This window comes from Pseudomonas sp. CG7 (assembly GCF_023701885.1).
Lineage (GTDB): Bacteria > Pseudomonadota > Gammaproteobacteria > Pseudomonadales > Pseudomonadaceae > Aquipseudomonas > Aquipseudomonas zanjanensis.
The window spans coordinates 19,448-45,209 of sequence record NZ_JABAEE010000058.1; the positions used below are offsets into that span (position 1 = coordinate 19,448).

Annotated in this window: 21 protein-coding genes and 4 tRNA genes; 14 read left to right on the forward strand and 11 right to left on the reverse strand. The window is 60.9% G+C overall.

Annotated features, from left to right (window positions below):
- Nucleotides 1-4 precede the first annotated feature (4 nt).
- Nucleotides 5-970: a bile acid:sodium symporter family protein gene (locus HGO40_RS21470; RefSeq protein ID WP_250964653.1), complete on the reverse strand. Its 966-nt coding sequence runs from the start codon at nt 968-970 to the stop codon at nt 5-7.
- 144 nt (nt 971-1,114) lie between these two features.
- Nucleotides 1,115-2,035: a recombination-associated protein RdgC gene (gene rdgC / locus HGO40_RS21475; RefSeq protein ID WP_250964654.1), complete on the reverse strand. Its 921-nt coding sequence runs from the start codon at nt 2,033-2,035 to the stop codon at nt 1,115-1,117.
- Between the two features lie 160 nt (nt 2,036-2,195).
- Between rdgC and HGO40_RS21480 the strand changes: the two genes are divergently transcribed.
- The 4 genes from HGO40_RS21480 to HGO40_RS21495 all read left to right on the forward strand — a co-directional run bounded on the left by HGO40_RS21480 (nt 2,196) and on the right by HGO40_RS21495 (nt 2,713).
- Nucleotides 2,196-2,271: transfer RNA gene (locus HGO40_RS21480), tRNA-Val, on the forward strand.
- A gap of 19 nt (nt 2,272-2,290) precedes the next feature.
- A tRNA-Asp gene (locus HGO40_RS21485) sits at nt 2,291-2,367 on the forward strand.
- 176 nt (nt 2,368-2,543) lie between these two features.
- Nucleotides 2,544-2,619: transfer RNA gene (locus HGO40_RS21490), tRNA-Val, on the forward strand.
- Between the two features lie 17 nt (nt 2,620-2,636).
- A tRNA-Asp gene (locus HGO40_RS21495) sits at nt 2,637-2,713 on the forward strand.
- Nucleotides 2,714-3,252: 539 nt separating this feature from the next.
- Here HGO40_RS21495 and HGO40_RS21500 read toward each other — a convergent pair.
- Both HGO40_RS21500 and HGO40_RS21505 read right to left on the reverse strand, forming a co-directional pair.
- On the reverse strand, nt 3,253-4,389 hold the full coding sequence (locus HGO40_RS21500; RefSeq protein WP_250964655.1) for a catalase family protein: 1,137 nt from the start codon (nt 4,387-4,389) through the stop codon (nt 3,253-3,255).
- A 31-nt stretch (nt 4,390-4,420) separates the two neighbouring features.
- Entirely contained in the window at nt 4,421-6,226 is a 1,806-nt protein-coding gene (locus tag HGO40_RS21505) for a di-heme-cytochrome C peroxidase (protein ID WP_250964656.1), read from the reverse strand.
- A 270-nt stretch (nt 6,227-6,496) separates the two neighbouring features.
- Between HGO40_RS21505 and bamJ the strand changes: the two genes are divergently transcribed.
- The 7 genes from bamJ (at nt 6,497) to HGO40_RS21540 (ending at nt 14,551) form a co-directional block, all read left to right on the forward strand.
- Nucleotides 6,497-7,210 carry a BamJ family beta-barrel-assembly machinery protein gene (bamJ, locus tag HGO40_RS21510; RefSeq protein ID WP_250964657.1) on the forward strand — a complete coding sequence of 238 codons (714 nt, stop codon included), beginning with the start codon at nt 6,497-6,499 and terminating at the stop codon, nt 7,208-7,210.
- 293 nt (nt 7,211-7,503) lie between these two features.
- Nucleotides 7,504-7,959 carry a YkvA family protein gene (locus tag HGO40_RS21515; protein ID WP_186709871.1) on the forward strand — a complete coding sequence of 152 codons (456 nt, stop codon included), beginning with the start codon at nt 7,504-7,506 and terminating at the stop codon, nt 7,957-7,959.
- A gap of 102 nt (nt 7,960-8,061) precedes the next feature.
- On the forward strand, nt 8,062-8,403 hold the full coding sequence (locus HGO40_RS21520) for a helix-turn-helix domain-containing protein (RefSeq protein WP_186709869.1): 342 nt from the start codon (nt 8,062-8,064) through the stop codon (nt 8,401-8,403).
- On the forward strand, nt 8,400-8,771 hold the full coding sequence (locus HGO40_RS21525; protein WP_250964658.1) for a hypothetical protein: 372 nt from the start codon (nt 8,400-8,402) through the stop codon (nt 8,769-8,771). The genes HGO40_RS21520 and HGO40_RS21525 overlap by 4 nt, the downstream gene beginning before the upstream one ends.
- On the forward strand, nt 8,772-9,173 hold the full coding sequence (locus HGO40_RS21530; RefSeq protein ID WP_250964659.1) for an SEL1-like repeat protein: 402 nt from the start codon (nt 8,772-8,774) through the stop codon (nt 9,171-9,173). It abuts the gene before it with no gap.
- Between the two features lie 186 nt (nt 9,174-9,359).
- Complete coding sequence (locus HGO40_RS21535) at nt 9,360-14,117, forward strand: RHS repeat-associated core domain-containing protein (RefSeq protein ID WP_250964660.1); 4,758 nt, start codon at nt 9,360-9,362, stop codon at nt 14,115-14,117.
- Nucleotides 14,118-14,128: 11 nt separating this feature from the next.
- Complete coding sequence (locus tag HGO40_RS21540; protein ID WP_250964661.1) at nt 14,129-14,551, forward strand: hypothetical protein; 423 nt, start codon at nt 14,129-14,131, stop codon at nt 14,549-14,551.
- Between the two features lie 248 nt (nt 14,552-14,799).
- On the opposite strand, the gene HGO40_RS21545 is transcribed toward HGO40_RS21540, so the two are convergent.
- Together HGO40_RS21545 and HGO40_RS21550 are read right to left on the reverse strand one after the other, a co-directional pair.
- Nucleotides 14,800-16,587 (reverse strand): bifunctional diguanylate cyclase/phosphodiesterase, encoded by a 1,788-nt coding sequence (locus HGO40_RS21545; protein ID WP_250964662.1) that lies wholly within the window; start codon nt 16,585-16,587, stop codon nt 14,800-14,802.
- A gap of 118 nt (nt 16,588-16,705) precedes the next feature.
- The gene (locus HGO40_RS21550) at nt 16,706-18,784 is read right to left on the reverse strand and encodes a carboxy terminal-processing peptidase (RefSeq protein ID WP_250964670.1); all 2,079 of its coding nucleotides are present in this window, start codon (nt 18,782-18,784) and stop codon (nt 16,706-16,708) included.
- A gap of 139 nt (nt 18,785-18,923) precedes the next feature.
- On the opposite strand from HGO40_RS21550, the gene HGO40_RS21555 reads away from it, so the two are divergent.
- From HGO40_RS21555 to HGO40_RS21565, 3 genes are all read left to right on the forward strand, one after another.
- Complete coding sequence (locus HGO40_RS21555) at nt 18,924-19,886, forward strand: NAD(P)H-quinone oxidoreductase (protein WP_250964663.1); 963 nt, start codon at nt 18,924-18,926, stop codon at nt 19,884-19,886.
- 239 nt (nt 19,887-20,125) lie between these two features.
- The gene (locus HGO40_RS21560) at nt 20,126-20,761 is read left to right on the forward strand and encodes a DUF1326 domain-containing protein (protein WP_250964664.1); all 636 of its coding nucleotides are present in this window, start codon (nt 20,126-20,128) and stop codon (nt 20,759-20,761) included.
- Nucleotides 20,762-20,763: 2 nt separating this feature from the next.
- Complete coding sequence (locus HGO40_RS21565) at nt 20,764-21,552, forward strand: DUF2182 domain-containing protein (protein ID WP_250964665.1); 789 nt, start codon at nt 20,764-20,766, stop codon at nt 21,550-21,552.
- 220 nt (nt 21,553-21,772) lie between these two features.
- On the opposite strand, the gene HGO40_RS21570 is transcribed toward HGO40_RS21565, so the two are convergent.
- The 5 genes from HGO40_RS21570 to HGO40_RS21590 form a co-directional block, all read right to left on the reverse strand.
- Nucleotides 21,773-22,426, reverse strand: a complete 654-nt coding sequence (locus HGO40_RS21570; RefSeq protein WP_186710133.1) for an HAD family hydrolase — start codon at nt 22,424-22,426, stop codon at nt 21,773-21,775.
- Nucleotides 22,427-22,472: 46 nt separating this feature from the next.
- Nucleotides 22,473-23,462, reverse strand: a complete 990-nt coding sequence (locus tag HGO40_RS21575) for an ABC transporter ATP-binding protein (RefSeq protein WP_250964666.1) — start codon at nt 23,460-23,462, stop codon at nt 22,473-22,475.
- A complete protein-coding gene (locus HGO40_RS21580; RefSeq protein ID WP_250964667.1) occupies nt 23,459-24,259 on the reverse strand; it encodes an ABC transporter permease in 801 nt (266 codons plus the stop codon). The genes HGO40_RS21575 and HGO40_RS21580 overlap by 4 nt, the downstream gene beginning before the upstream one ends.
- Nucleotides 24,246-25,082, reverse strand: coding sequence for an ABC transporter permease (locus HGO40_RS21585; RefSeq protein WP_186710146.1), 837 nt, complete (start codon nt 25,080-25,082; stop codon nt 24,246-24,248). The genes HGO40_RS21580 and HGO40_RS21585 overlap by 14 nt, the downstream gene beginning before the upstream one ends.
- A 5-nt stretch (nt 25,083-25,087) precedes the next feature.
- A partial coding sequence (locus HGO40_RS21590; protein WP_250964668.1) for an alkaline phosphatase family protein occupies nt 25,088-25,762 on the reverse strand: 675 nt, incomplete at its 5' end.

Genomic DNA, 25,762 nt, shown 5'->3' on the forward strand with positions numbered 1-25,762 from the left:
TCGGTCAGTCTGCCGCTTGACGGTCAAGTAGCTCGCGGTCCTGTTTTTCGCTCATGCGCCGGAAGTACGTCGAGAGCAGGGCTCCGGAAATATTGTGCCAGACGCTGAACAGCGCACTGGGCACCGCCGCCAGCGGCGAAAAGTGCGCGCTCGCCAGCGCCGCGCCGAGGCCGGAGTTCTGCATGCCGACTTCCAATGAAAGGGTTTTGCGTTGGGCCAACGGCAAGCCGAACAAACGCCCGGTGAAGTACCCCAGCAGATAACCAAAGCTGTTGTGCAGCATCACAATGGCCATGATCAGCAGGCCGGATTCGGCGATCTTCGCCTGACTGGCCGCGACCACCGCCGCCACAATGATCACGATGCTCACCACGGATATCAGTGGCAGCACGTCTATGGCATGACGAACCCGGGCACCCAACAGGCGTTGGGCGACGATGCCCAGGGCGATCGGCACCAGCACGATTTGCAGGATCGACCAGAACACCGCCGAGCACGACACCGGCAACCAGGCCGAGGCCAGCAGCCAGATCAGCGCAGGGGTCAGCAGCGGAGCAAGCAGGGTGGTGATGGCGGAAATCGCCACGGCCAAGGCCAAATCACCGCGAGCCAGCCAGGCCATGACGTTGGACGATGTGCCGCTCGGGCAGCAACCCACCAGGATGACGCCGACGGCGATCTCCGGCGGCAGGCTGAATACTTGGCAAAGCAACCACGCCGTGCCGGGCATGATCACGAATTGGGCAACCACCCCCAGGGCTACACGTCCCGGATGGCGGGCGACTTCGGCAAAATCCTCCAGCTTCAATGCCAGGCCCATGCCGAACATCTCCAGGCCCAGTAGCGGCACGATTGCGACTTTCAGGCCGACGATCCATTGCGGTTGCAGGAAAGCCAGTACCGCGAAAAACAGTACCCAGTAAGCGAAGGTGTTGCCGACGAAGCGGCTTAATGCAGCCAATGCGCGCATGACCTGATCCTTATTATTAAGAACACCGAATACTAATGTGGGAGCGAGCTTGCTCGCGATAGCGGAGTGTCAGTCAACATCTTGGTGGCTGTCATACCGCTATCGCGAGCAAGCTCGCTCCCACAAGGGTAACCCGTTGCTTTTTTAGATCCCCTGGGGAATCTCTTCACCACCCAACGCTTCCACCAGCGCCGGCAAGAACTCGCCGAACGTCAGCATCATCAGCGTGAAGCTGGCGTCCAGTTGGCCGAGCGCTTCGTCGCCGCCGTCCTGCTCCGCCTGGTCCTGCAACAGGTCTTCGAACTTCAGGCGCTTGACCACCATCTTGTCGTCGAGCACGAAGGACAACTTGTCCTGCCAGGCCAGCGACAGTTGCGTCACCACCTTGCCGGTGTTCAGGTGCAGCTGGATTTCGTCGCTGGTCAGATCCTGGCGTTTGCAACGCACGATGCCGCCGTCTTCATGGGTGTCGCGCAGGTCGCATTCATCCAGCACGAAGAAGTCGTCCGCGGCTTTCTGGGTCTTGACCCAGTCGGGCATGGTGGCGGTCGGGGCCATCTTGACCGTCAGTGGGCGTACCGGCAGCGAACCGATGACTTCGCGCAGGGTCGACAGCAGGTCTTCGGCGCGTTTCGGGCTGGCCGAGTTCACCAGGATCAGGCCCTGTTTCGGCGCGATGGCGGCAAAGGTGGACGAGCGACGGATGAACGCACGGGGCAGGAACGCCTGGATGATTTCATCCTTGAGCTGGTCCCGTTCCTTTTTATAGACCTTGCGCATTTGCTCGGCTTCGATCTCTTCGACCTTTTCCTTCAGGGCATCGCGCACGACGCTGCCCGGCAAGATGCGTTCTTCCTTGCGCGCGGCGATCAGCAGGAAGTCCTGGCTGACGTGCACCAGCGGCGCGTCTTCGCCTTTGCCAAACGGCGCGACGAAACCGTAAGTGGTCAACTCCTGGCTTGCACATGGACGCGCCAGTTTGCTGGCCAGTGCAGTTTCCAACGCCTCGGCATCAAAAGGCAGATCTTGGGTCAGGCGATAGATAAGCAGGTTTTTGAACCACATGGGGTGAGTCTCTCCTTTATACAAAGGGGGGCATTATTCTCTTCGCGGCGCCATAGGCCAACCCTTCGCTAAGCCTTTGGAAGGCCTGAAAAAATTAATTTAAAAAGTGCTTGCCAGCTTAAAGAGTGCTCCGTAGAATGCGCGCCACACCGAAAGCGAAGGGTGATTAGCTCAGCTGGGAGAGCGTCTGCCTTACAAGCAGAATGTCGGCGGTTCGATCCCGTCATCACCCACCATTCGCTCAACGTGTTACGCGCAGCGGTAGTTCAGTCGGTTAGAATACCGGCCTGTCACGCCGGGGGTCGCGGGTTCGAGTCCCGTCCGCTGCGCCATATTCGGTAACCTGGAACACTGAACGCCAGGTCACCACGGAAAGCCCGCTCACGCGGGCTTTTTGCTGTTTGCAGTTCCCGCGGTGTGTGTTGCTCATGTTTTTTTGCTAAATTTGCTAATTAAATCAGCACGTTATAAAAAACTGTGAGAGAATGCGCCCCGCATCGAAAGTGAAGGGTGATTAGCTCAGCTGGGAGAGCGTCTGCCTTACAAGCAGAATGTCGGCGGTTCGATCCCGTCATCACCCACCAAACTTTCAATGTTACGCGCAGCGGTAGTTCAGTCGGTTAGAATACCGGCCTGTCACGCCGGGGGTCGCGGGTTCGAGTCCCGTCCGCTGCGCCATATTCGGTTACCTGGAATGCTGAACGCCAGGTGGCTACTAGAAACGACGCTTTTCCTTTACGAGGGGAGAGCGTCGTTTTTTTTGTTCTCTTTTTTTGTGTGTGTTTCCGTTGCTGCAGTAACGGCGACTTAGGGTTCCGCCCTGGCGGCGGGTCACTTTGAAGAGCCCGGAAGCCGGCCCAGTCGAAAGTAACCAAAGCGCTCATGCCCACCACGGTTTCATAGTCGATGAAGGTGCTGGATGGGCTGGCCTCATCGCGAGCAAGCTCGCTCCCACAGGTGATCTCGGGCGTCCATGAGTCTTGGGTTCATCGCAGACCCATTGTGGGAGCGAGCCTGCTCGCGAAGGCGGTGGGGCAGTTTGCATTGATGTTGGATGAGCCGGCCACTTCGCGAGCAAGCTCGCTCCCACAGGGGATCTTGGGTGTTCATGAGTCTTGGGTTCTGCGGTGTATATACGTTTTGTGGGCTTCTGAAGATCAGGTGTGGGAGCGAGCTTGCTCGCGATAGCGGAACGGATATACACCCAACCCTCCCGTCTACTGCTCAGCATTCCGCCGATGCCGATAATCGCTGACCGCCTCATACACCGCCTTACGCAACCGATTAATCCCCCCGATCGGCCGATGCGCCTCAATCCCAAACCAAGGATTGAACGACTGATTATCACAAGCCAGATTCAACTTGGGCGTATCAAAATCCTGAGCCGGCACCTTAATGCGCGCCACGGTTTCGAACGGCGCATCACTTTCCTGCCATTCAATACTGGTGTCTTCGATCGGCATGTACTTGCTCGGATCCTGACGCTGGACCTGCAAGACAAAACACGCCGGCATCCGGTCTGTGGATAACTGCTGGTTCAGCGCGCTGCGCAAGAAATTCGGCAAATCCTGATTCTGCGGTGGCAGGGTATAGCTTGGACAGCTGTCCGGATCCGGCGCGACGCGAAACTTGGCGTTGGCTTCGCCAAACTTATAAGGCGATACCGAGAAATAAGTGGTCTGGGTCGGACTGGCAGGAGCGGGCGAGAGGGTCGCCAAAGCGATGAACAGATGCCGAATCTGCCAAGTGCGTGGGTCCAGGCTCGGAAAAAAAGCCATCGCCTTCTTCCCGTCAGCCTGAGCGGCCACATTCTGACGGTACTCGGCGACATCGCTGACAAAGAAGTTCGGATGATTGAACATCACGAAATCCTGCTCGCCGAATGATTGCCGGTCCGCCAGCAATTGCTTGCCGGGCACGTTCAGCAGCTTGATCGCCATCCCCCGGGCATCGCGCAGGCTGTCGAATTGCGGATAAGCGTTGCCGTTGGACAGGCGGATGGTGGCCTGCCAGGTCTTGCCCGGTTCGGCGAACACCCCCTGGCGCAACGGGCTAGGCAGGTCGCTCTGCACCTGGACCTCGGCCATGACGCAACCGTGCGCCTTGGCATGGGCATCCCGCAGATAGCGTGTGCCTTCGCGGTGCTGATCGACGATGCGGATCGCAGTCTGGATGATGTCCTGGGTCATGGCGGCTTCGCCGGGTGCCACCTGTTCCTTGTCCGGGACAGGCCCCCTGTATTGCCAGGCAAACCAGGCCGAGGACAGTGCCCAGCCGAGCAACCCGATGCCCAGCAGCCATAGGAGCGTCTTGCCCAAAAAGGCGCCGAGGCGCAGCCAGAGCGTGATCAACATGCCAACATCCTTTTACCGGTGGGGTTCATCATTACAGTTGCGACTCCAGTGGCCCGCCCAGCACTTTTAAATACTCCAGCAAGGCCCAGCGTTCCTGCGGTTGCAGCAGGCGGCCAATGACGCCGTTGCCGCGTTCGCCCGCGCGGAATTCATGGCCGCTGTAGTGATTGCCGGTAATCCGGGTATCGAAGTTAAAGCCGTTAGTGAAGGCTTCGGTGCGATAGCCCAAATGGCGTGGGTCGTATTCGAAGTTGCCTTTATAGAAGGTGGTCGCCCGCTCAGCCTGGGGGGACAACAGTTGGTAGATCGTCGGCACCGAGCCGTTGTGCAGGAACGGTGGCGTGGCCCAGACACCCGCCAACGGCCGTGCCTTGTAGGCGCGCAATTCACGTACGCCGATGGGCAGGCCGAAACCGTCCAGGGCCGGGCGTTCGGCGGGGGTGACCCCGGCGTCACGGTAAGCGCGGTTTTCGACGAAGGCAGTGACGTAGGCCAAGCCTTTGGCGACCGAGAGTTGGCTCAGGTCCAGCGGCTCCGTCGGGGTCGGGTGCAGTTGCACTTCCAGCTTCGCCAGTTCAGCCGGGTCCCATTGCAGGCTGGTCAGGTCGTAACGGTGATCAGCAATATTATTGGCAGTGCCCGGGTCGGTGCCGATCACTTTCACCGGCAGCATGTGCAACTGCTGTACCGGCCTGTCGGGCCCCTGGACCACTTTGGGCACATGGCAGCCGGCGCAGTTTTCGACGAACAGGGCCTGGCCCTTGGCGGCCAGCGGTTTATCGACCGCGCCCAGCAACGCTTCCGGCCACACGGGCGCCTTGAGCAGTTGCAGGGTCTCTTCGATCTTGTTCAAGTCCCGCACGCGCACGCTGGAGGGGTATCGCGCGTCGCCCTGCAGCGGTTTGCCCTGGGCGTCGAAAAAATTCAGTGTGGCGCCGACTCCCAGCGCTTCACCGACGTTTCGGGCCATCGGTTGCTGGGCCGATCCGTTCCACTGCACCCAGTCGAAGGTCCACATTTCCCACAACTGTGGGTAGTCCACCGGCGCGATGGCGACCCGGTTGTTTTCCGCCGAGATGGCGTCGCCGAAGCTGGCATTGGCGATGCGGCCGAAGGCGTCGGTACGGCCAGGGCCTTCTTCGGTGGGGTAGAGGCCGCGATGGGTATCGTTCCAGGCCACCCGCAGGAAAGTATCCAGGGAGTCCTTGAACGCCTTGCGCAGGTCCTCGTGGCGGGCGTCGTAGTCCTTGCCCAGGACTTGGCGGGCGAAGCGTTCGAATTTCCAAGGGTTGTAGTACGTAGATGCCAGACTGGCGACTAATGCCTGTCCGAAACTGCCACCGCGTAGCGTAGGAACGCTGGAAGGCAGCACGTGCTGTGCCGAGCCGCCGTCGATTCGTATCGCCTGGCCCTTGAAGCGCAATTCGCCGGTGTGGCACGCAGCGCAGGTGATATCGAGGAATTGGTCGGCGCTGCCGGCGTTCTGGTGCCGGGTGAAACCCACCGGCAGATTGCCGGGATTCTCAGGCGTGGCTTTCTGGGCCGGATCGATCAGGAAGCCAAAGCGCGCCAAGTACTCCGGCGATGCGAAGCGTTGTTGCGAAAACGGCAGTTCGAGGGCCGTGAACCAGTCGTAGCGCAGGCCTTTGACCTGGGTGCCCTGGGGCGTGAAGTAATAGGTCTGGCGTTCGGCGGCGCTCCATTGATCCAGGTAATGCACCTGTTGGATGGGCTCATAGAACGGCAGCCGGGGATTGGCGACGTAATAAAGCACCACGGCCACGACGACGATCAGCAGCGCGAGGAGCAGCAAGAGAATGCGAGAGAGGAGGCGCACGGTAACGTCCTTGTTTTTTTTGATATGCCCTTATGCCTCAGCGCTGCGCGGCGGGCAAGTGGCCAGTAGCCCCGGCCTGTGGGGGAGCGGCGAGGTGTCCCTGTGCGTAACGGATGACAGATGCTTCATTTGCCTGGGATTAAAAAGCGTTTGCGGACCTGAACTTATCATCACTTTGCGGCTCACATGCCGGTAGCCATTGGTCGTGGCCGCCTGATAAGCTCGCGGCTTTACTCGATTGCCCTTTAGGCGCATGAACAAGGAAATAGCATGAAACAGCATCGGTTGGCGGCGGCGGTAGCCCTGGTTGGCCTGGTACTCGCGGGTTGCGACTCGCAGACCAGCGTAGAGCTGAAAACCCCGGCGCAGAAAGCTTCCTACGGTATCGGCCTGAACATGGGCAAAAGCCTGGCTCAGGAAGGTATGGATGACCTGGACTCCAAAGCGGTTGCCCAGGGCATCGAAGATGCCGTCGGCAAGAAAGAACAGAAGCTGAAAGACGAAGAACTGGTCGAAGCCTTTGCCGCGCTGCAAAAGCGTGCCGAAGAGCGCATGGCCAAGATGAGCGAAGAGTCGGCAGCCGCCGGCAAGAAATTCCTCGAAGAAAATGGCAAGAAAGCCGGTGTCACCACCACCGCTTCCGGCCTGCAGTACGAAGTGGTCAAGAAAGCCGATGGCGCGCAGCCTAAGCCGACCGACGTAGTGACCGTTCACTACACCGGCAAGCTGACCAATGGCACCGTGTTCGACAGCTCCGTCGAGCGTGGCAGCCCGATTGACCTGCCGGTCAGCGGCGTGATCCCAGGTGGGGTCGAAGGCCTGCAACTGATGCACGTCGGCGAGAAGTACAAGCTGTACATCCCGAGCGACCTGGCCTACGGCGCCCAGAGCCCGAGCCCGGCCATCCCGGCCAACTCGGTCCTGGTGTTCGACCTGGAGCTGCTGGCGATCAAGGATCCGGCAAAAGAAGACGCAGCCAAGTAACCGCGTCTGTTATAACGACAACGCCTCGCTTATGCGGGGCGTTGTTGCATCTGGGCGGCGGCAAGATGGCAAAAAAACGAACGCCCGGCGCACGCTATAGTCATAGGCATTACAGGCGCTGTGCTAGACGCAGTCGGCTGGTCAAGTCAATGAAATATTGGGTTTTTTTATGTGAGTAAAAAACGCCCGATCTAAGCCGGGCCCTTATGGAACGGGGGCTTCAGCGGTGAAATGCAGCTCTGTTCACAAGGTTATCCACAATTTGTGTGGATAACATTTCAGTGGGAGAAAAAATGAAGGCCCCGTGGAATTTTGCGCGATTTCTGCCCTTGGCAGGCCGCCTGTTGGCCCGCGGTCGATTGCCGACATTGCTCTTCGCCGTCGCCAGCAAAGGTGCCCGAGAGGGTGGGCGGCTGGGCAAGCTCAAGGAGGACCTGCGCCTGTTGCAGGCCTTGTGCCTGGCCTACTGGCGCGGCGAATACCGCGCGGTCAGCGCCAAGTCGATGCTGTCGATAGTGGCGGGGCTCATGTACTTCCTCAGCCCCTTGGACGCCATTCCAGACCTCTTGCCAATGTTTGGCATGTTCGATGACATCGCGGTGCTGGCCTGGATCATGAAAACCCTCGACGTTGAGCTCGAGGCATTCCGCGCCTGGCGTTATCGACAGTCACCCGAGACGCTGGCCAAAGTCGAAAGGCTTCCCGACACTCCGGAACAACTCCAGCTCCAAGGTCAGAAAAAGCCCTGATCCCCTGAGAATGCATCACCCCGCGACCTTAGCCGGCATTTAGGATTACACTTCCAAGGAAAAAGGCTGACTCGCTAAGTGTTGTTGTCCTACGGGGTAGACATGGATATTCAAATAATCACACGTGACGGAGAGCCCGAGTACGCGGTTTTGCCGTGGGATCAGTACCAAGCGTTGTTGAAAGCAGCAGGTGTCAATCAAGCTCCGCCGCGCGAAGCGACAGTCCGGCACGCGGCGGCACCCGACCAGGTTCTCCCTGGCCTGGATCAGTTACGCAGTTTGCGCGAAGGAAAGGGCATCGCCATTGAGGCGTTGGCTCGCACGGTAGGTATCAGCCCGTCTTATCTGGCCTTGATCGAGAGCGGCGAGCGACAGCCCGATGCCGCGATTCGGCGCAGTCTGGCCTGGGAGTTGACGGTGCCGGGTTGGAGGGAAGAATCGTGAGCGTACGTATCAGTCGGCAGCATTGGGATGGGTTGTTGGGTGAATTGGACCAGGCGCGGCGCCAGCGCCATTTATTGACTTACCGCGCCTTGCTGGAGCGCTTGCAACTCCCCAGCCCGGCCATGCAGACCTTGACCGCGGCCCTTGAGCAGCTGGCGGCGCTGGACGCCCGGGCAGAACAGCCGCTGCGCAGTTCCCTGGTGATCAGCCAGGGCGCGAGCCGGTTGCCGCGTACGGGGTTCTTCGAGTGCGTAGAACGCCTGGGCCGCTTTTCCGGGCCTTCCGATGGGGTGGCCGCCGCTTCCTGGCACGCTTCGGAAGTGGTCCGGGTGTTTGAATACGAATACCCCGAGTCGGCGGAGGCCTGAGTGCTCTGGCGACTCAAGGCGCGGCTCGGTTATTGGCTGGCGCGTCGGTTGTTTCACTGGTCGTGGTTCGTTCGCCAGGCGCGTGGCTGGGCCTGGCTCGAGGGCCAGTTCTCGCGCATGGCCAACCTGGGCGATGTCGGTGCGCAAAGTTTCTACGGGCACATCCTCACCTTTCGCGGCCAAGGGCTGGGCGCCCGTGAAGAAGGGATTCGCCTGCTGCGCCTGGCGGCACTGGCCGGTGATGGCAAGGCCGCCTACCAAGTCGGCGTGATCAGCCTGGCCGGTACCACCAACAAGGCGCCGGACCCGCTCGAAGCGGCACGCTGGTGGACCTTGGCGGCGAAAGCCGGGCATCCGTTGGCCGAGATCAAGCTCAAGGCCCTCGAAGCCCGCGACCCTTAGCGTTATCCACAGGCTATTCGTGGTGCAGTCGGGCGAATTTAGCGAATCGCCCTACATCCTTTGTCCCGTTCCCCTGACTTAATTCCTCCGCCATCCCCGGCACAGTCTCGCGCTCCTTGAGTGCTGCGAGACATTGCCCATGTTCGACCGTTTTTTCCTGCCGGCCCTTGAGCGAGCCGTGTCCTGATGGAGCAGGTTAGCCGTATCGAGCAGGAACTCGACAGCTTCAAAGACACCTTGTCGGTCTACCGCGAGCAGCTTCAGCGCTGGTACAGCCGGGCGGCGGACCGGGCCAGCCACGCGGCCGACTTGCCCTCGCTGATGGGCATGGAACGGCTGCTCCGCTTCGGCGACAGCACCACTGCCGTCGGCACCCGTGACGATGATTTTCTCTCCACGGTCGTCCAGTGCCCCCAGGGCGGCGTGATGACGATCGAGAGCAAGTTCGAGTCGGTGTACGACATCCCCTTGGGCGACATCGTGGTGGATGTGGTGGCGGGGGAGGGCGGCGAGGTTACACCGGTCACTCTGGACGCCCAGGGCCTGGGGACCTTCACTGGGGAGGCGGGCCAGTCCTATCGGGTTCACGTTCAGGGCGAGGTGTCTGCCAAGCAAATAGAGAACTTGTTTTCTTCCTACGACGGCTTGGCCGGTGATCTGACGGACTGGCTACGCGGCGAGTGGCAAGGTTTCAAGCCGCGATGGGCGCAGCAGTCCTTGGCGACGTCGGCGGCTGCGGTGGGGAACGGGTTGCTCGCTGGCAGTTGGGCAGCGATTGAAAGTGTGTGGGACAGCATCAGCTTGCTCTCGGACATCCTCAAGGATCCCGGTCAGTTTGTTGATCGGTTGGGCGAAAGCGCTGATCAGTTGAAAAAACTGGCTCAGGACACGCCGCAAGTGATGGCCAGGCTGCAGCTGCTGACCAGCGACGAAGCGGCACTGTGCCTGTTGGTGCGCACCGCCAGTCTCTGGCTGGACATGCTGCCGCCCAGTGAGATTGCTGGTGACACGGCCGAAGCCTTGTCGAGGGTGACGGTGCAGTTGTTGATCGATCTGTTGATCGGTGTCGTCCTGACCTTCACCGGGGCGGGGGCCGGTATCGCTTATCTGTCGATGCGCCTGGGGAATGTAGGTGTGCACCTGCTGGGTGCCCTGCAACGTTTCATCCGTGCGATCTTCGCGATGGTCAACGGCTTCATGACCTACGTGGACCGCTACAAAACCGTGGCGGCACGCGGCATCGCGGCGGGAATAAAAAAAGGTCGGATGCAACTGCGCTGGGATGCGCAGCGCCATACCACGCTGAAAAAACACGAACATCACGACGACGCCCCCGCCCAATCGAAAACCCCCAACCGCGACAGCGCCGACACCGCCGCCCAGACCCAGACCAGCGGCTGCCCGGTGTCGATGGTCACCGGCGAAGAACTGCTGACCCTCGACGATGGCCCCCTCGACGGCCGTTTGCCGTTCGTTTTTACCCGTTTGTACCGCACCAGCGCCGCCGACCTGGACGTCGGCCTCGGACGCGGCTGGCGCCCTGCCCTGGCCCATCGCCTGGAACTCGACGGCGAACAGGTCACCTGGGTCGACCAGGAAAACCGTCGCACGCTCTTTCCATTGCCCACCACCCAGCGCCCGGCAATCCACAACAGCCTGGCCCGCGCAGCAATCTACCTGGGAACCGAGCCGGACGAACTGATCGTCGCACAGCCTGGGGAAAACGCCCCGTTCCTGCATTTTCGCGACGGCCACCTGATCGCCCTCAGCGACCGCTACGACACCCGCCTGACCCTCCAGCGCAACATCCACGGCGACATCTGCCGTTTGGACAACGGCGCCGGGCGGTCCCTGCGCCTGCGCTACGAACAGCGCCACCTGATCGCCGTCGACTACCAGAGCTTCCACCCGGCCATCACCCTCGACGAGGCCTGGCGGACCGAGCAGACGCTGGTGTCCTACCGCTACGACGGACGTTTCCGACTGATCGAAGCGACCAATGCCGCCGGAGAAAGCGCACGCTACGACTACGACGACCAGCACGTCATACTCCAGCGGCAATTGGCCGGCGGGGCGAGTTTTTATTGGGAGTGGCAAGGCGTCGGGCCGGCGTCCCGTTGCGTACGGCATTGGGCCTCGTTTGCGCAGATGGACAGCCGCTACACCTGGGGCGAGGACGGCAGTGTCACGGTCCGGCACCTGGATGGCAGCCAGGAGGTGTATGTCCACGACGACCGGGCGCGGCTGGTGCGCAAGGTCGAGCCCGACGGCGGCGAACACCTCAAGGCCTATGACGAGCAGGGCCGGCTGATCGCCGAACAGGACCCGCTGGGGGCGGTCCGCGAATACCGCTACGACGACGTCGGACGGCTGCTGGCGTTGATTCCACCGGACGAGGCACCAACCTCCTACGAATACCGCAACGGTTTCCTGCACACCCGTTCCCGTGGCAAGGCAGTGTGGACTTACCGGCGCAATGACCACGGTGATGTGATCGCCAGCATCGACCCGGACGGCCAGCGTACGGAATATGCCTACGACGCCCATGGGCAACTGCTGGCAAGGTACGACCCGGACGGCGGCGAACATCGCTTCACCTGGAGTCGCCTGGGCCAACTGACTGAAGAAATCCTGCCCGACGGCGGTCACCGGCATTTTTCCTACGATGCCCTGGGACGTTTGCTCAGCCGCCGGGACGACCACGGCGCCCTCACGCACTACCAATGGGACGCCGTCGGCCGACTGCTGCAAGTGACCCTGCCCACCGGCGCCATCCGGGCCTGGAGCTACAACGCCTACGGCAAGGTCATCGCCGAACGCGACGAGCAGGGCCGGACCACCCGCTACGAATACGCCGATGACCTGCACCTGGTCAGTCGTCGCCTGAACCCCGACGGCAGTGAGCTGAAGTACCGCTACGACTCGGCGCGGCTGTTGCTGACCGAGATCGAGAACGAATCCGGCGAACAATATCAGCTGGACTACACGCCCAACGGCTTGATCCGACAGCAAGTCGGCTTCGACGGCCAACGCACCGCCTACGCCTACGACCTCAACGGTTACCTGCTGGAAAAAACCGAGCACGGCGAGGACGGCTCGCAATGGGTCACCCGCTACCAGCGCGCCGCGGCCGGGCGGCTGCAACTCAAGACCTTGCCCGACGGCCAGGCCATCGAGTACCGCTACGACGAACTGGGCCGGCTGGTTTATGTCGATGATGGCAGCGACCATCCGCTGGCCTTCGAATACGACGCCCAGGATCGGCTGATCACTGAGCACCAGGGCTGGGGCACCCTGCGTTATCGCTACGATGCCTGCGGGCGCCTCAACCACCTGCGCCTGCCGGACGACAGCCAACTCGACTACCACCACGCCCCAGGCGGTGTACTGACCGCCATCGACCTCAACGGCGCGCGCCTGACCGAACACCGCTTTGACGGCAGCCGCGAACGACAGCGCCAGCAAGGCCAGTTGCTCAGTGACTACAGGTACGACGAACAGGGCCGCCTCAAGGCCCAGACCGTGTGGCAGAACCCACAGCAGCAACTGCTCTGGCGCGACTATACCTACAGCCCCAAGGGCAACCTGCAAACCCTTTCCGACCACCGAAGCCGCCGCAGCTACCAGTACGATTCTCTAGATCGCCTGACCCGCATCGACTTTTCCCACAGCGAACCGCCGGAACACTTCAGCCACGACCCGGCCGGCAACCTGCTGATGCAGGACCGCCCCGGCCCGACCACCCTCAAGGGCAACCGCCTGCTGAAGGAGGGCGACCGCCACTACGACTACGACGCCTTCGGCAACCTGATCCGCGAACGCCGCGGCGAGGCCCTGGTCAGCGCTTATCGCTACGACAGCCAACACCGCCTGGTCGGCATCACCACGGCGGACGGCTGCGAAACCTCCTACCGCTACGACGCCTTCGGCCGACGCATCAGCAAGACCGTGGACGGCCTGACCACGGAATTTTTCTGGCAGGGCGACCAGCTCGTCGCTGAAAACAGCCCGCGCCACCACCGCAGCTACGTCTACGAGCCGGGCACCTTCCGTCCATTGGCGATGCTCAATGGAGAAGGCCCGGAAAAAGCCGCGCCGTTCTACTACCACCTCGACCACCTGGGCACGCCCCAGGAACTGACCAACCCCAACGGCCAGATCGTCTGGTCGGCGCGCTACCACGGCTACGGAAAAGTCACCGCACTCAAGCATGGCGACGGCGAACAGCTTGAACAACCGCTGCGTTTCCAGGGCCAATACTTCGATCCGGAAAGCGGCCTGCACTACAACCGCCACCGCTACTACAATCCCGAGACCGGCCGCTATTTGACGCCTGATCCGAGCAAGTTGGTGGGTGGGCTCAATGGGTACCGGTACACCCTGAACCCGACGGGGTGGGTGGATCCGTTGGGGTTGGTGGATTGTCCGGGGAAGGGTGGGTGTAGGCCGGCGGTTGGGGATCAGGATCCGGCGGCGAAGGTTGGGGTGGATGAGGGTGAGCCGGCGCTGCCCAAGCCGACTGCCGCTGAGTTGGCCGAAAAAGAAGTCAGGCGTCTAGATCGGGAGCAAGGCATGCATATGGTTGGTAAGCATAGCCTTGCGGTTCCAGACCAAGTGTGGAAGCAGCGAGCCATTGATGGTACAGATCCCTTAACTGGTAGAACCCCTTCGCATAGGAAGGGGAATCCAAGTTCAAGGTTTAATAGTTGGGAGTTACAGCTAAAGGCCTATGAGTTAGCAATTGCAAAAAAAAATAGCGGGCATGAACTGCTGGTAGACAAAAGCGGAAGCAAATATCTACGGGCAGATCTACCGGGTGCGGGGAAAGGATACATTCCAAACTCCAAGGATCCAACCAATCCAAAACTGGTTGACATGAACCGTATAGAAATGAAATTTGATCGGGATACCGAAATTCCATTTACACTGTATCCAATAAAATAGGAAGTAATAAAGTGATCGATCCAAGCACCGGCCAGCCATATATACCCACGCCTGCGTATTTTTTGGGTTGTTTTGATATATATGATCGAGAAGAAACGCTAGGGGAAGAGCTTGAAAAATATGACCCCAACAGCCCAGCGGATCGAGAGATATTAATCTTAAACTACTCGCTGTCTAAAAAATGGAAAATAACGTACAGGCAAAAATTTGCATTGTATAAAAGTTTAGAAGAAGCGTTGCAAGACAGCGATTATGATTTTCAGACTTTACTAGAACATGATTGTCAGGAGTGCTCATCGCTACCCGACGGGTGGGACACAATGAACGACCCAAGAATTTTTTTTGAAGATATATACAGACTGGCAAGTGAGCTATGGGCGGATGATCTTCGCAAAGCTGAATCTGAGGACAGATCTACTTGGGATTATATATAGTAGAATTGCCGATAAGGGGATTTGTCTCAAAGGTGGAGATATGATCGTTCCTACTGCACCACCAAACCGCTTTTGTGGCGAGGGAGCTTGCTCCCGCTGGGCTGCGCAGCAGCCCCCTCTTCTGACCGACGCCTCGGTGTGTCTGACTGACCGAGTGGGTTGTTTTTAGGGCTGCTGCGCAGCCCAGCGGGAGCAAGCTCCCTCGCCACAGGGTTAGCGCCTGGCGTTCGGGTCAATGCGGGACTCACTTACACCGACACCCCCAACTCCACCACAACCTCCCGCTCAGCCAAACCCACCACCAAATACACACTCCCTCCCAAAATCTCCTTGGCATGGTGCTTGGCCTGCGAAGCCAATTCCGCCAACTGGCTGGCATCCAATTCCCCACAAGCCTCGGCACGCAAGTGCACCACGCCAATCGACAATGACAACACCGCGAACTCCTGCCTAATCCCCTGCCGATTCAACGCCGTAAAGCATCCCGCCTCCAAATGCTCGGGGCGGTAGAAGCGGCGGCAGTGGGTCTGGAAGTCGCTGAGCAACTGGTCCAGACGCTTGCGCCAGTCGTCCGGGCCGAGGACCAGCAGGAAGTCGTCGCCGCCGATGTGGCCGACGAAGTCGCGGCTGGGGTCGATGCGGTCGTTCTGGCATTGGGCCAGGCACAGCAGGACTTCGTCGCCGCGACCGTAGCCGTAGATGTCGTTGAAGCGTTTGAAGCTGTCGATGTCGACGTAGCAGATCACCGATTCCTGCCGTTGTTGCAACAGGCGCGTGAGGCATTGCTGGATCGGCACGTTGCCCGGCAGCAGGGTCAGGGGGTTGGCGTAGCGGGCCTGTTGGATTTTCAGTTCGGTGATGAGTTTGAGCACGTCGATCACCCGGCCCAGGCCCAGGTAGCCGCCGTTGAGGGTGATGATGAAATCTTCTTCGATGCGTTGCCGGGCGCGGCTGGTGATCAGGCGGCTGACTTGTTGCAGCGACTGGTTCAACTCCACCGCCAGGAAGTCATCGCTCATCAGCCGACTGATGGGCTTGCGGGCGAACAGGGCGGTGGCAAAGGGCTTGAGCAAGGCGTCCGAGAGTGAATGGCGATGGACGATGCCACAGGGCTGATTCTGATTGTCCAGCACCGCCAGGGAGTTGAGATTGGCCTGGCGCCGGAACGCTTCCAGCACGGAGGCTGTCGGCGTGTCGTGAGCCACCGCCGGCTGTTCGTTGAGCAGCGCACTGAGGTCGTTGATCTCATCATTCAGCGCCACCACGCCGCTGTCCTGCCGGGGCATCAGTGCCCTGGCATCGCGCGACGGTTGTTCCTGGGGACGGGCCAGCAGATAGCCCTGGACCAGGTCGACGCCCATTTCGATCAGCACCGCCAGTTCTTCCGGCAGTTCGATGCCCTCGGCAATCACCTGGGCGCGGGAAGCCCGGGCGATTTTCAGGATCGAGCCGACGAACTCGCGCTTGAGGGCGTCCTGATGAATGCCGTCGATGAAGTGCCGGTCGATCTTCACATAATCGGGGCGCAATTCGGACCACAGCCGCAGGCTCGAATAACCGGCACCGAGGTCGTCCAAGGCAATCGAGAAACCCATCGCCCGGTAATGATGCAGGGCGGTTTGCAAGAGCTGGAAGTCATCGATGGGGGTCTGTTCGGTCAGTTCGATCACCACCTGGCTGGGGGCGATGCCGAAGTCTTGCAGCAATTGCAGTGTGCGTCCTGTCTGGTGCGCGGATTCCAGCAGGGATTCGGGCGAAACGTTGAGAAACAGCTTGCCCGGCAGCTTTTGCTCATTGAAGCGTTGGCAGGCGCTGCGGCGGCAGGCCAGTTCCAGCTCGCTAAGGCGTCCGGCTTGGCGCGCTACCGAAAGCAATGCGATAGGGGAGTGCAGCGGGCTGTTGGAAGGGCCGCGGGTCAAGGCTTCATAGCCCACGATGCGCCGTTCGGAAAGGCAGATGATCGGTTGGAACAGACTGTGCAAACCGCTTTGAGCCAGGATCGAACTCAAGGCACCCAGCTGTTCTGTCGTGGTCATGGCAATCTCTGGCGATAAAAAAAGGACCGGGTGCGGGGCACCCAGTCCTGTATTTCACGACAGACTGATGTCAGTTTGATGACACTCCGACGAGCATCACCATTAAATGGCCATCATCTTAGTGCTTGGCGATGGCCGTGTTGAGTTTCAGGTAATCCAGCAGGATCCGCCCGGTCTCGCTCAGGTAGGCGTCGTCTTCCGGCTTGGTTTTCTCCGGCTCGGTGATCAGGTCTTCGTCTTCTTTCTTCAGCTCTTTGAGCGGTTCTTCGCCCTTGGCCTTGCGACGCAGGTTTTCCATGGCCAGTTGCTTGGCCTCGATGTCGGCATGCTGCGCCCGACGGTCGGCTTCGTTGAGGGTGACGGTTTTTTCCATCATCAACTTCTGCGCCAGGGCCAGCTTGTCGCGGATAAACACGAACTCCGCGTCCTGGGACGAGCGCGCGTCTTGGTCCGACTTGAGTTGGTCCAGATACGGCTTGAACGGGTCCACGGCAGGTTTGATCGCCGGTCGGATGGTGTCCCACGGCATGGCTTCGGGCAGGGCGCTTTCACCGATTTCCTTGGTGTCGATGATCGACGGGTAATCGATGTCAGGCAGCACGCCTTGGTGCTGGGTGCTCTGGCCGGACACCCGGTAGAACTTCGCCAGGGTCAGCTTCAATTCGCCGTGGTTGAGCGGCTGGATGGTCTGCACGGTGCCTTTGCCGAAGGTCTGGCCGCCGATGATCAGCGCACGGTGATAGTCCTGCATGGCGCCGGCGAAAATCTCCGAGGCCGACGCCGACAGGCGGTTGACCAGCAAGGCCATCGGCCCCTTGTAGAACGCGCCCGGATTTTCGTCTTCCAGCACATCCACTCGGCCATCGGCGTTGCGCACGAGCACGGTCGGGCCCTTGTCGATGAACAGGCTGGTCAACTCGGTGGCTTCCTGCAGGGAGCCGCCGCCGGTGTGGCGCAGGTCGATGACGACACCGTCGACGTTTTCCTTTTGCAGTTCGGTCAGCAGCTTCTTGACGTCGCGAGTCGTGCTCTTGTAGTCCGGATCGCCAGCGCGGAACGCCTTGAAGTTCAGGTAGAAGGTCGGGATCTCGATGATGCCGATCTTGTAGTCCTTGCCATCCTGCTTGAGGTTGAGGACCGATTTCTTCGCTGCCTGGTCATCCAGATTCACCGCTTCACGGGTGATGGACACGATCTTGCTGGTCTGGTCGTTCGGCGCATTGCTGGCCGGAATGACCTCCAGGCGCACCACCGAGCCTTTCGGGCCGCGGATCAGCTTGACCACTTCCTCCAGGCGCCAGCCGACCACGTCGACCATTTCCTTGTTGCCCTGGGCGACGCCGATGATCTTGTCCGCCGGGCTGACCTGCTTGGTCTTGTCGGCAGGCCCGGCCGGTACCAGGCGCACGATCTTCACTTGATCGTTATCGCTCTGCAGCACCGCGCCGATGCCTTCCAGGGACAGGCTCATGTTGATGTCGAAGTTTTCCGCGTTATCCGGCGACAGGTAATTGGTGTGCGGGTCGTAGGACATGGCGAAGGTATTGATGTACGCCTGGAAAATATCCTCGGCGCGGGTCTGGTCCAGGCGCGCCAACTGGTTCTTGTAGCGCTTGGTCAGGGTTTCCTGGATCTGCTTGGAATCCTTGCCGGCGATCTTCATGCGCAGCACTTCGTCCTTGACGCGCTTGCGCCACAGGTCATCGAGTTCGGCCGTGCTTTTGAGCCAAGGGGCGTCCTTGCGGTCGACTTGCAAGGTTTCCTTGGCATTGAAGTCGATTTTGTCGACGCCTTTGTTCAGTTCGGCCAGGGTGTAGTCCAGGCGCGCCTTCACGCGGTCCAGGTAACGTTTGTAGATGGTGAACCCGGCGTTCAGGTCGCCGCTCTTGAGGAAATCGTCGAACTGGGTTTTCCACTTGTCGAATTCGGCGATGTCACTGGCCAGGAAGTAACTGCGCGATGGATCAAGCAGCTTCAAGTAGCTGTCGTAGATGATGACCGAGCGGGCGTCATCGAGCGGAGGCTTGCTGTAGTGATGGCGCTTGAGCAATTCGACGACGTTAAGGCTGGCAATCACTTCGTCGCGATCGGGCTGAAGCTTGTCCCAGCTGTTGGCCGCGAACGTATCGTTCGACAACGGTAACAGGCCGAGGCCAATGACGAGCGCGAGGGCGGTGCTGGGGAACAGGTGCTTCATGCTGATTCGACGCAGGGACAATTGATAACGCATATTAGGCCGTCTTTGAAGTCGCCGGTTCCATGTGGCCCGGGCGCATAATGCAAGAAAGCCCGGCGTTGAAGCAGCGGGCCCAGTCGAGACTCACTATGGAGGCACCGTGAAAGCATTGCAAGGCGTTGAAGGCCAAGTGGTATGGGCTGATGAGCCAAGTCCGGCATGTGATGTCGGGCAAGTTCGCATCCGTGTGGCGGCCGCCGGCCTGAATCGGGCCGATTTGTTGCAAAAAGCCGGACTTTACCCGCCGCCACCCGGCGCCAGCCAAGTGTTGGGGTTGGAGTGTTCGGGGGTGATCAGCGAGGTGGGGCCGGGCTCGTCCTGGCAGGTGGGCGACCGCGTTTGCGCGTTGCTGGCTGGCGGCGGGATGGCCGAGGAGGTGGTGGTCGATGGCCGGCATGTGTTGCCGGTGCCGGAGGGCTTGTCATTGGCTGAAGCGGCCGCGCTGCCTGAGGTCTACAGCACCGCGTGGCTGAATCTGTTCCAGCTGGCGGCGCTCAAACCGGGCGAGAAAGTGCTGCTGCACGCCGGCGCCAGCGGTGTCGGTTCGGCCGCGATCCAGTTGTGCAAGGCCTTTGGCAACCCGTGCTGGGTCAGTGTCGGTTCGGCCGAACGGCTGGCCTATTGCGAGGCCCTGGGTGCCCAAGGCGGTGTAATCCGCACCGATGGCCTGGAGAGCCTGAACGACCTTGGCCCCTTCGACGTGATCCTCGATCCGGTGGGCGGCAGCTACGCCAAACTCAACGTGAAACTTTTGTCAGTTGACGGCCGCTGGGTGTTGATCGGCCTGATGGGCGGGCGCACGACCGAACTCGATCTGGCACAGGTATTGGGCAAGCGTATCCAATTGCTCGGCTCGACCTTGCGCAGTCGCGACGAGCAGTTCAAGGCCGACCTGATCAGCGAACTGTGGCAACAAGTGTGGCCGCTGTTTGCCGACAAACGCCTGAGCCCGCAACTGGCCCGGACCTTCGCGATCAAGGATGCTGAAGCGGCGTTTGCCGAGCTGGCGACCAACCAGGTGTCCGGGAAGTTGGTGCTGCTGATCGATGAAAGCCTGAGCTGATACAGATCCTGTGGGAGCGAGCTTGCTCGCGATAGCGGTGTGACAGTCATTGACGTTGTTGAATGATCGACCGCCATCGCGAGCAAGCTCGCTCCCACAGGTTTGTTTATTTGCAGGGGCGCCTACTGTGCACCTTCGGTCGGCCGCCCGTATCCGATGCGCGCGTCCTGCTAGCGTTAACTAATGGGGGATGGGGTAACCGCAGCTTTCATTTCACCCGTGAGGTGAAGAGGTTGATCATGGCCATCGCCGAATGGCGCATGCAGGGCGTCGAATTCATTGCCTGCAACTGCAATTGGGGCTGCCCCTGCCAGTTCAATGCGCCACCGACCCACGGCCACTGCCAGGCGGTGGCGTCGATGCGAGTGGAACACGGGTATTTCAATCAGGTGGCGCTGGACGGCTTGTGCTGGGCCGCCACCTTCGCTTGGCCGGGCGCCATCCACGAGGGCAACGGCAGTTGTCAGGTGTTCATCGATGAACGTGCCGACGAGGCGCTACGCCAGGCCCTGTTGACGATCCTTTCCGGGCTGGAGAGCGACCCTGGGGCCAACGTGTTCCAGGTGTTCAGCAGCACCATGACTGAAGCGTTCGATCCGCTGTTCGTGCCCATCACCCTATCCATCGATGTCGACCAGCGCTTGGCGCACCTGGACATTCCAGGCGTGTTGCAGGCCAGCGGCGAGCCGATCCGCAGCCCGATCGACGGCTCACCGCATCGCGTCCGCTTGTCCCTGCCCGAGGGCTTCGAGTTCCATGAGGCCGAAGTCGCCAGCGGCAGCTACCAGACGCATTCAGCCCTCAAGCTGCAATCCCAGGGCAGTCATAGCCACCTCGCCCACGTGCACTTCACCGGCCACGGCATAGAGCCGTAGCGATGGCAGAACCCCAGGCGGCGACCCCGGGCAAGCGGCTGACAGGCGAGCAGTGGCTCCTGCTGCTCTGCCTGCTCGCGCTGACCTCCCTGGCCTGGCTGACACTGCTGCACATGGCCCGCGACATGAGTGCGCCGGGCGGCATGGCGGATGCGGCTATGGCCGGCATGATCATGCCCTGGAGCCCGGCCGATGCGCTGCTGATGTTCGCCATGTGGACGGTGATGATGATCGGCATGATGCTGCCCAGCGCCCTGCCCATGTTGCTGATCTACCAGCAGATGCTGCGCAAGCGCATGCCGACACCGCAGCGACACCTGGCCCTGCTGCTGTTCTGCAGTGCCTATGGCGTGGTCTGGGCCGGCTTCGCCCTCGGCGCCACGGCGCTGCAATGGACGCTCGAGCAGCTCGCCTTGCTCAGCCCAGGGATGCGCACCACCAGTACCGGGCTGGGCGCCGGCCTGTTGCTGGTCGCTGGGGTCTATCAGTGGCTGCCAAGCAAGGCGGCCTGCCTTGAGCATTGTCGCGGGCCGCTGCATTTTCTTCTCGCCTACTGGCGCCCCGACGTGCTCGGCGGCTGGCGCATGGGCCTGGCCCATGGCGCTTACTGCCTGGGCTGCTGCTGGGCCCTGATGGGCCTGCTGTTCGTGGTCGGTGTGATGAACCTGCTTTGGGTGGCAGTGATCGGTGCCTTCATCTTGCTGGAAAAAAACCTGCCCCAGGGACTCTGGCTCAGTCGTCTCTGCGGTGTGTTGTTGCTCGGCTGGAGTTTTTGGCTGCTGCTAGGTTGAACCTGTGGGCGAGCAAGCTCGCTCCCACAGGTCTTGTATTCGCAGGCATGGATCGCCCCCGTGGCGAGGGAGCTTGCTCCCGCTGGGTGGCGCAGCCGCCCCAATCGGGACGACGCAAGTATCCAGGTAGACCGCGTCAGCCGGTTTTACGACTGCTTCGCAGCCGAGCGGGAGCAAGCTCCCTCGCCACAGGGACCGGAGTTTTGTTCCCGTCCGGTATTTATTTCCAGGTATGGATCGGCCAGCCGGCCGATTCGGCATGGGCCTTCAATACCGGGTCGGGGTTCACCACGTGCGGGTGATCGACCTTGAGCAACAGCGGCAAGTCATTGCGCGAGTCGGAATAAAAACTCGCGCCTTCCAGGTTCTCTTCCTCGGCATCCAGCCAGTCCAGCAGCCGGGCGATCTTGCCTTCGCGGTAGGTCAGGGTGCCGACGGTCTGGCCGCTGTACACCCCATGGGCCACTTCCAGTTCGATGGCCAGGATTTCGTCGATGCCCAGGCGTTCGGCAATCGGCTTGACCAGGTGTGTGCCCGAGGCCGAGATCACCAGGATCCGGTCACCGGCCTTGCGGTGTTCGGCAATGGCCTTGGTGGCGTCGCTGAAGATGATTGGCTCGATGAAATCTTCCACCCACGGCGCCACCAGATGCTCGATCTCCTCGGGCGTGCGGCCGATCATCGGCTCCAGGCTGAAGTCCATGTACGTTTCCATGCTCAACTTGCCGTGGCTGTAGGCGTCCATCAGCTCGTTGTTGCGCCGCATGAACGACTCGGGATCGACCCAGCCCAGGCGGCCCATTTGCTCACTCCAGAGGGTGGCGCAGTCGCCGTGGATCAGGGTTTCGTCCAAATCAAAAATTGCCAGGGCCATCAGCAGGTTTTCCTTCTTAAGATCAGCTTCAAAATCAACAAGGCCGTCAGGCTACCTCACACAGGGCCGACGGATCGATGGAAAGTGCCAGCCGTGTGCCGTCAGCATGCAGGTCGGCGGCCGAGCGATTGAGCACATCCACCACCAGTTCCACGCCGCGGGCCTCGACCCGGTAACGGATGACGTTGCCCAACAGGCTGTGGCTGCGGATCAGCGCGTCGGCCTCGCCGCTACGGCTCAGCTCGATGGCTTCCGGGCGGATGGCAATGCGACCGCTCACCGGCCGCTGCAGCAGTTTGCTCGCGCTGTCGGCGTCCAGGAGGTTGTAGTTGCCGATGAAGCCGGCGGCAAAGACATCGACTGGCGCCGTGTAAAGGGTTTCGGCATCGCCGCTTTGTACGATCTTTCCCTGGTTCATCAGGAAAATCCGGTCAGACATGGTCAGGGCTTCTTCCTGATCGTGTGTGACGAAGATCGTGGTCAGGCCCAACTCACGCTGGATCTGTCGGATCTGTTCGCGCAAGTGCTTGCGAATCCGCGCATCCAGGGCCGACAGCGGCTCGTCCAGCAGCAACAGGCGCGGCCGTGTGCCCAGGGAGCGGGCCAGTGCGACGCGCTGGCATTGGCCGCCGGAGAGTTGATGGGGATAGCGGCCGGCAAACTCATGCAGCTCCACCAGGCGCAGGATCTCCAGTACGCGCTGGCGGCTGTCGCCAGCATCGACCTTCTGCATGCGCAGGCCGAAGGCGACGTTCTGCTCAACGGTCATGTTGGGAAACAAGGCGTAGCTCTGGAAAACCATGCCGATGCCGCGTTTCTGCGGGCTCAGCGGGACGATGTCTTGTCCGTCGAGGATGATCTGGCCGGCATCCACCGCAGTCAGGCCGGCGATGCAGCGCAACAGCGTGGATTTGCCACAACCGGAAGGGCCGAGGAGGGTGACGAATTCGCCCTTGCCGATCTCGCAGTTGATGTCGCTGAACACCGGCGTGCCGGCGTAGCTTTTTTGCAGGTGTTGGACGCTGACGTAGCTCATTGGCTTTTGTCCTTGCTCAAGATGTTGGCCGCCCAGGTCAGGACCAGTACGAAGAAGAAATAGGAAATCACCAGGGCACTGGTGAAGTGACCGCTGCTGTTGCGCATGTTGTTCAGGTAGACCTGCAGGGTTTCATAGCGGGTGCCGACGAGAATGTTGGCAAACACGAACTCGCCGAACAGAAACGAAAAGGACAGCAGCAGCGCCACCATCAGGCCCTTGCGCAGGTTCGGCAGCACCACCAGGAACGCGGCCTGGAAGGTGCTGGCGCCGAGCAGTTGGGCAGCGTCCATCAAGTCGCGCAGGTTGATCGCTTGCAGGTTGTTGGTGATCGCCCGGTACATGAAGGGCAGGGCGACGGTGAAGTAGCAACCGATCAGGATCCACGGCGTACCGACCATCGCCAGCGGCCCGGAACCATAGAGTTGCAACAGCCCCACCGACGACACCACCGGCGGCACCGCGAAGGGCAGCAGGATCAGGATGTTCATCAGCGCGTCGAGCTTGGGAAAGTGGTAATGCACCACGAACAACAACGGCAGGATCAACACCACCGAGAGCACCAGCGCACCGACGCAGACCAGCAGCGATTGACCGAAGGCGTGGAGAAAACGCGGGTCGCTCCACAACTGCACATACCATTTGAAGGTGAAGCCGCTGGGCAGCACGGTGGCCGACCAACTGCTTGCGATGGAGTAGACGAGTGTGCCGGCCAGGGGCAGCAGCAGGATGGCGAACAGCAGGTATACCACTATCCGATGATAGAGCCCGACGGAGCCCGGTTCAGCGCGAGACATGGTAGCTCCTCTTGAGCAGCAACTGATGGACGACGGTCACCACGGTCATCAACGCCACCAGTATCACGGCCAGGGCACTGGCCATGTTCGGGTCGAGGGAAATGTCGCCGGAGACCATGGCGGCGATGCGGATCGGCAGCACGTTGAAGTTGCCGGTGGTCAACGCGTAGACCGTGGCGTAGGCGCCGAGGGCGTTGGCCAGCAGGATCACGAAAGTGCCCAGCAGCGCCGGGGTCAGCACCGGCAAGCCGATGTGCCGCCAGAACTGCCAGCCGTTGGCGCCGAGCAACTCGGCGGACTCGCGCCAGTCTTCGCGCAGGGCGTCGAAGGCCGGGTAGAGCAGCAGCACGCCCAGGGGAATCTGGAAGTAGGTGTAGAGAATGATCAGCCCGGTTTTCGAATACAGGTTGAAATCCTCGATGATCCCCGCCTGCTTGAGCATGAGCGTGATGCTGCCGTTGAACCCCAGCAAGATGATGAAGGCGAAGGCCAGGGGCACGCCGGCGAAGTTGCTGGTCATGTTGGCGAACGCATTGACGAAATTGCGCAGCCGCGAATCCACCCGGCGCAGCGAATAGCTGCCGAGCACGGCAATGACGATGCCGAACACGCTGGACCAGAAGCTGATCTCCAGGCTGTGCTGGATTGCCTGCCGATAAAACTTCGAACTGAAGATTTTGCTGAAGTTGGCCAGGCCCCAGCCGAACTCCTCCGATTCCAGGCTGTTGACCAGCACCCAGAGCAGCGGGGCGATCTGGAACACGATGAAGAAAATCGCGAAGGGCACCAGGCACAACGCTGCCAGCCATTTGCCGCGCGTCATGGCGTTCACTTGAGTAGCTCCTGGCAATAAGGTTTGTCGTGGTCGACGCCGAGCAATTGGCAAATCGTGCCGCACAGTTCGGTCTGCTTGGGCGCGGCAGCGGGATCGAGGCTGAAGCTGTCACCCAGCACGAACAGCGGCACTTCCCGTTCTTCAGCCAGCAGGCCGTTGTGGGAACGGTCGTTGTTCATGCCATGGTCGGCGGTCACCAGCACCTGGTAACCGGCGTCGAGCCACGCTTGCAGATAGACCGCCAGGTTGATATCGGCCGAGCGGGCGCTGTTGCGGTATTGCGGGGTGTCGAGGCCGTGCTTGTGGCCGGCGTCGTCGATATTCATCGGGTGCACCAGCAGGAAGTTCGGCAAGTAGCGCAGGCGCAGGTGTTCGGCGTCGGCGAACAGATGGGAATCGGGGTAGTGGTCATTCCAATAGAAATGCCCGTATTGGATCGGCAGGCCGGGGTTGTCGGTGTGCCGGTCGCGACCGGCGACGAAGGGGGACGCGTTGTAGAGTTCGCTGACCCAGTGATACGCCGCAGCCGCCGTGCTCAGGCCGGCCTGGGTGGCGTAGTGGAAAATGCTGCGCTGGTTCGACAGGCGCGAGACGTTGTTGTGCACGATCCCGCTGTCGATGGGCACGACGCCGGTGAGGATGCATTCGTAGAGCGGGCGGGACAGGGC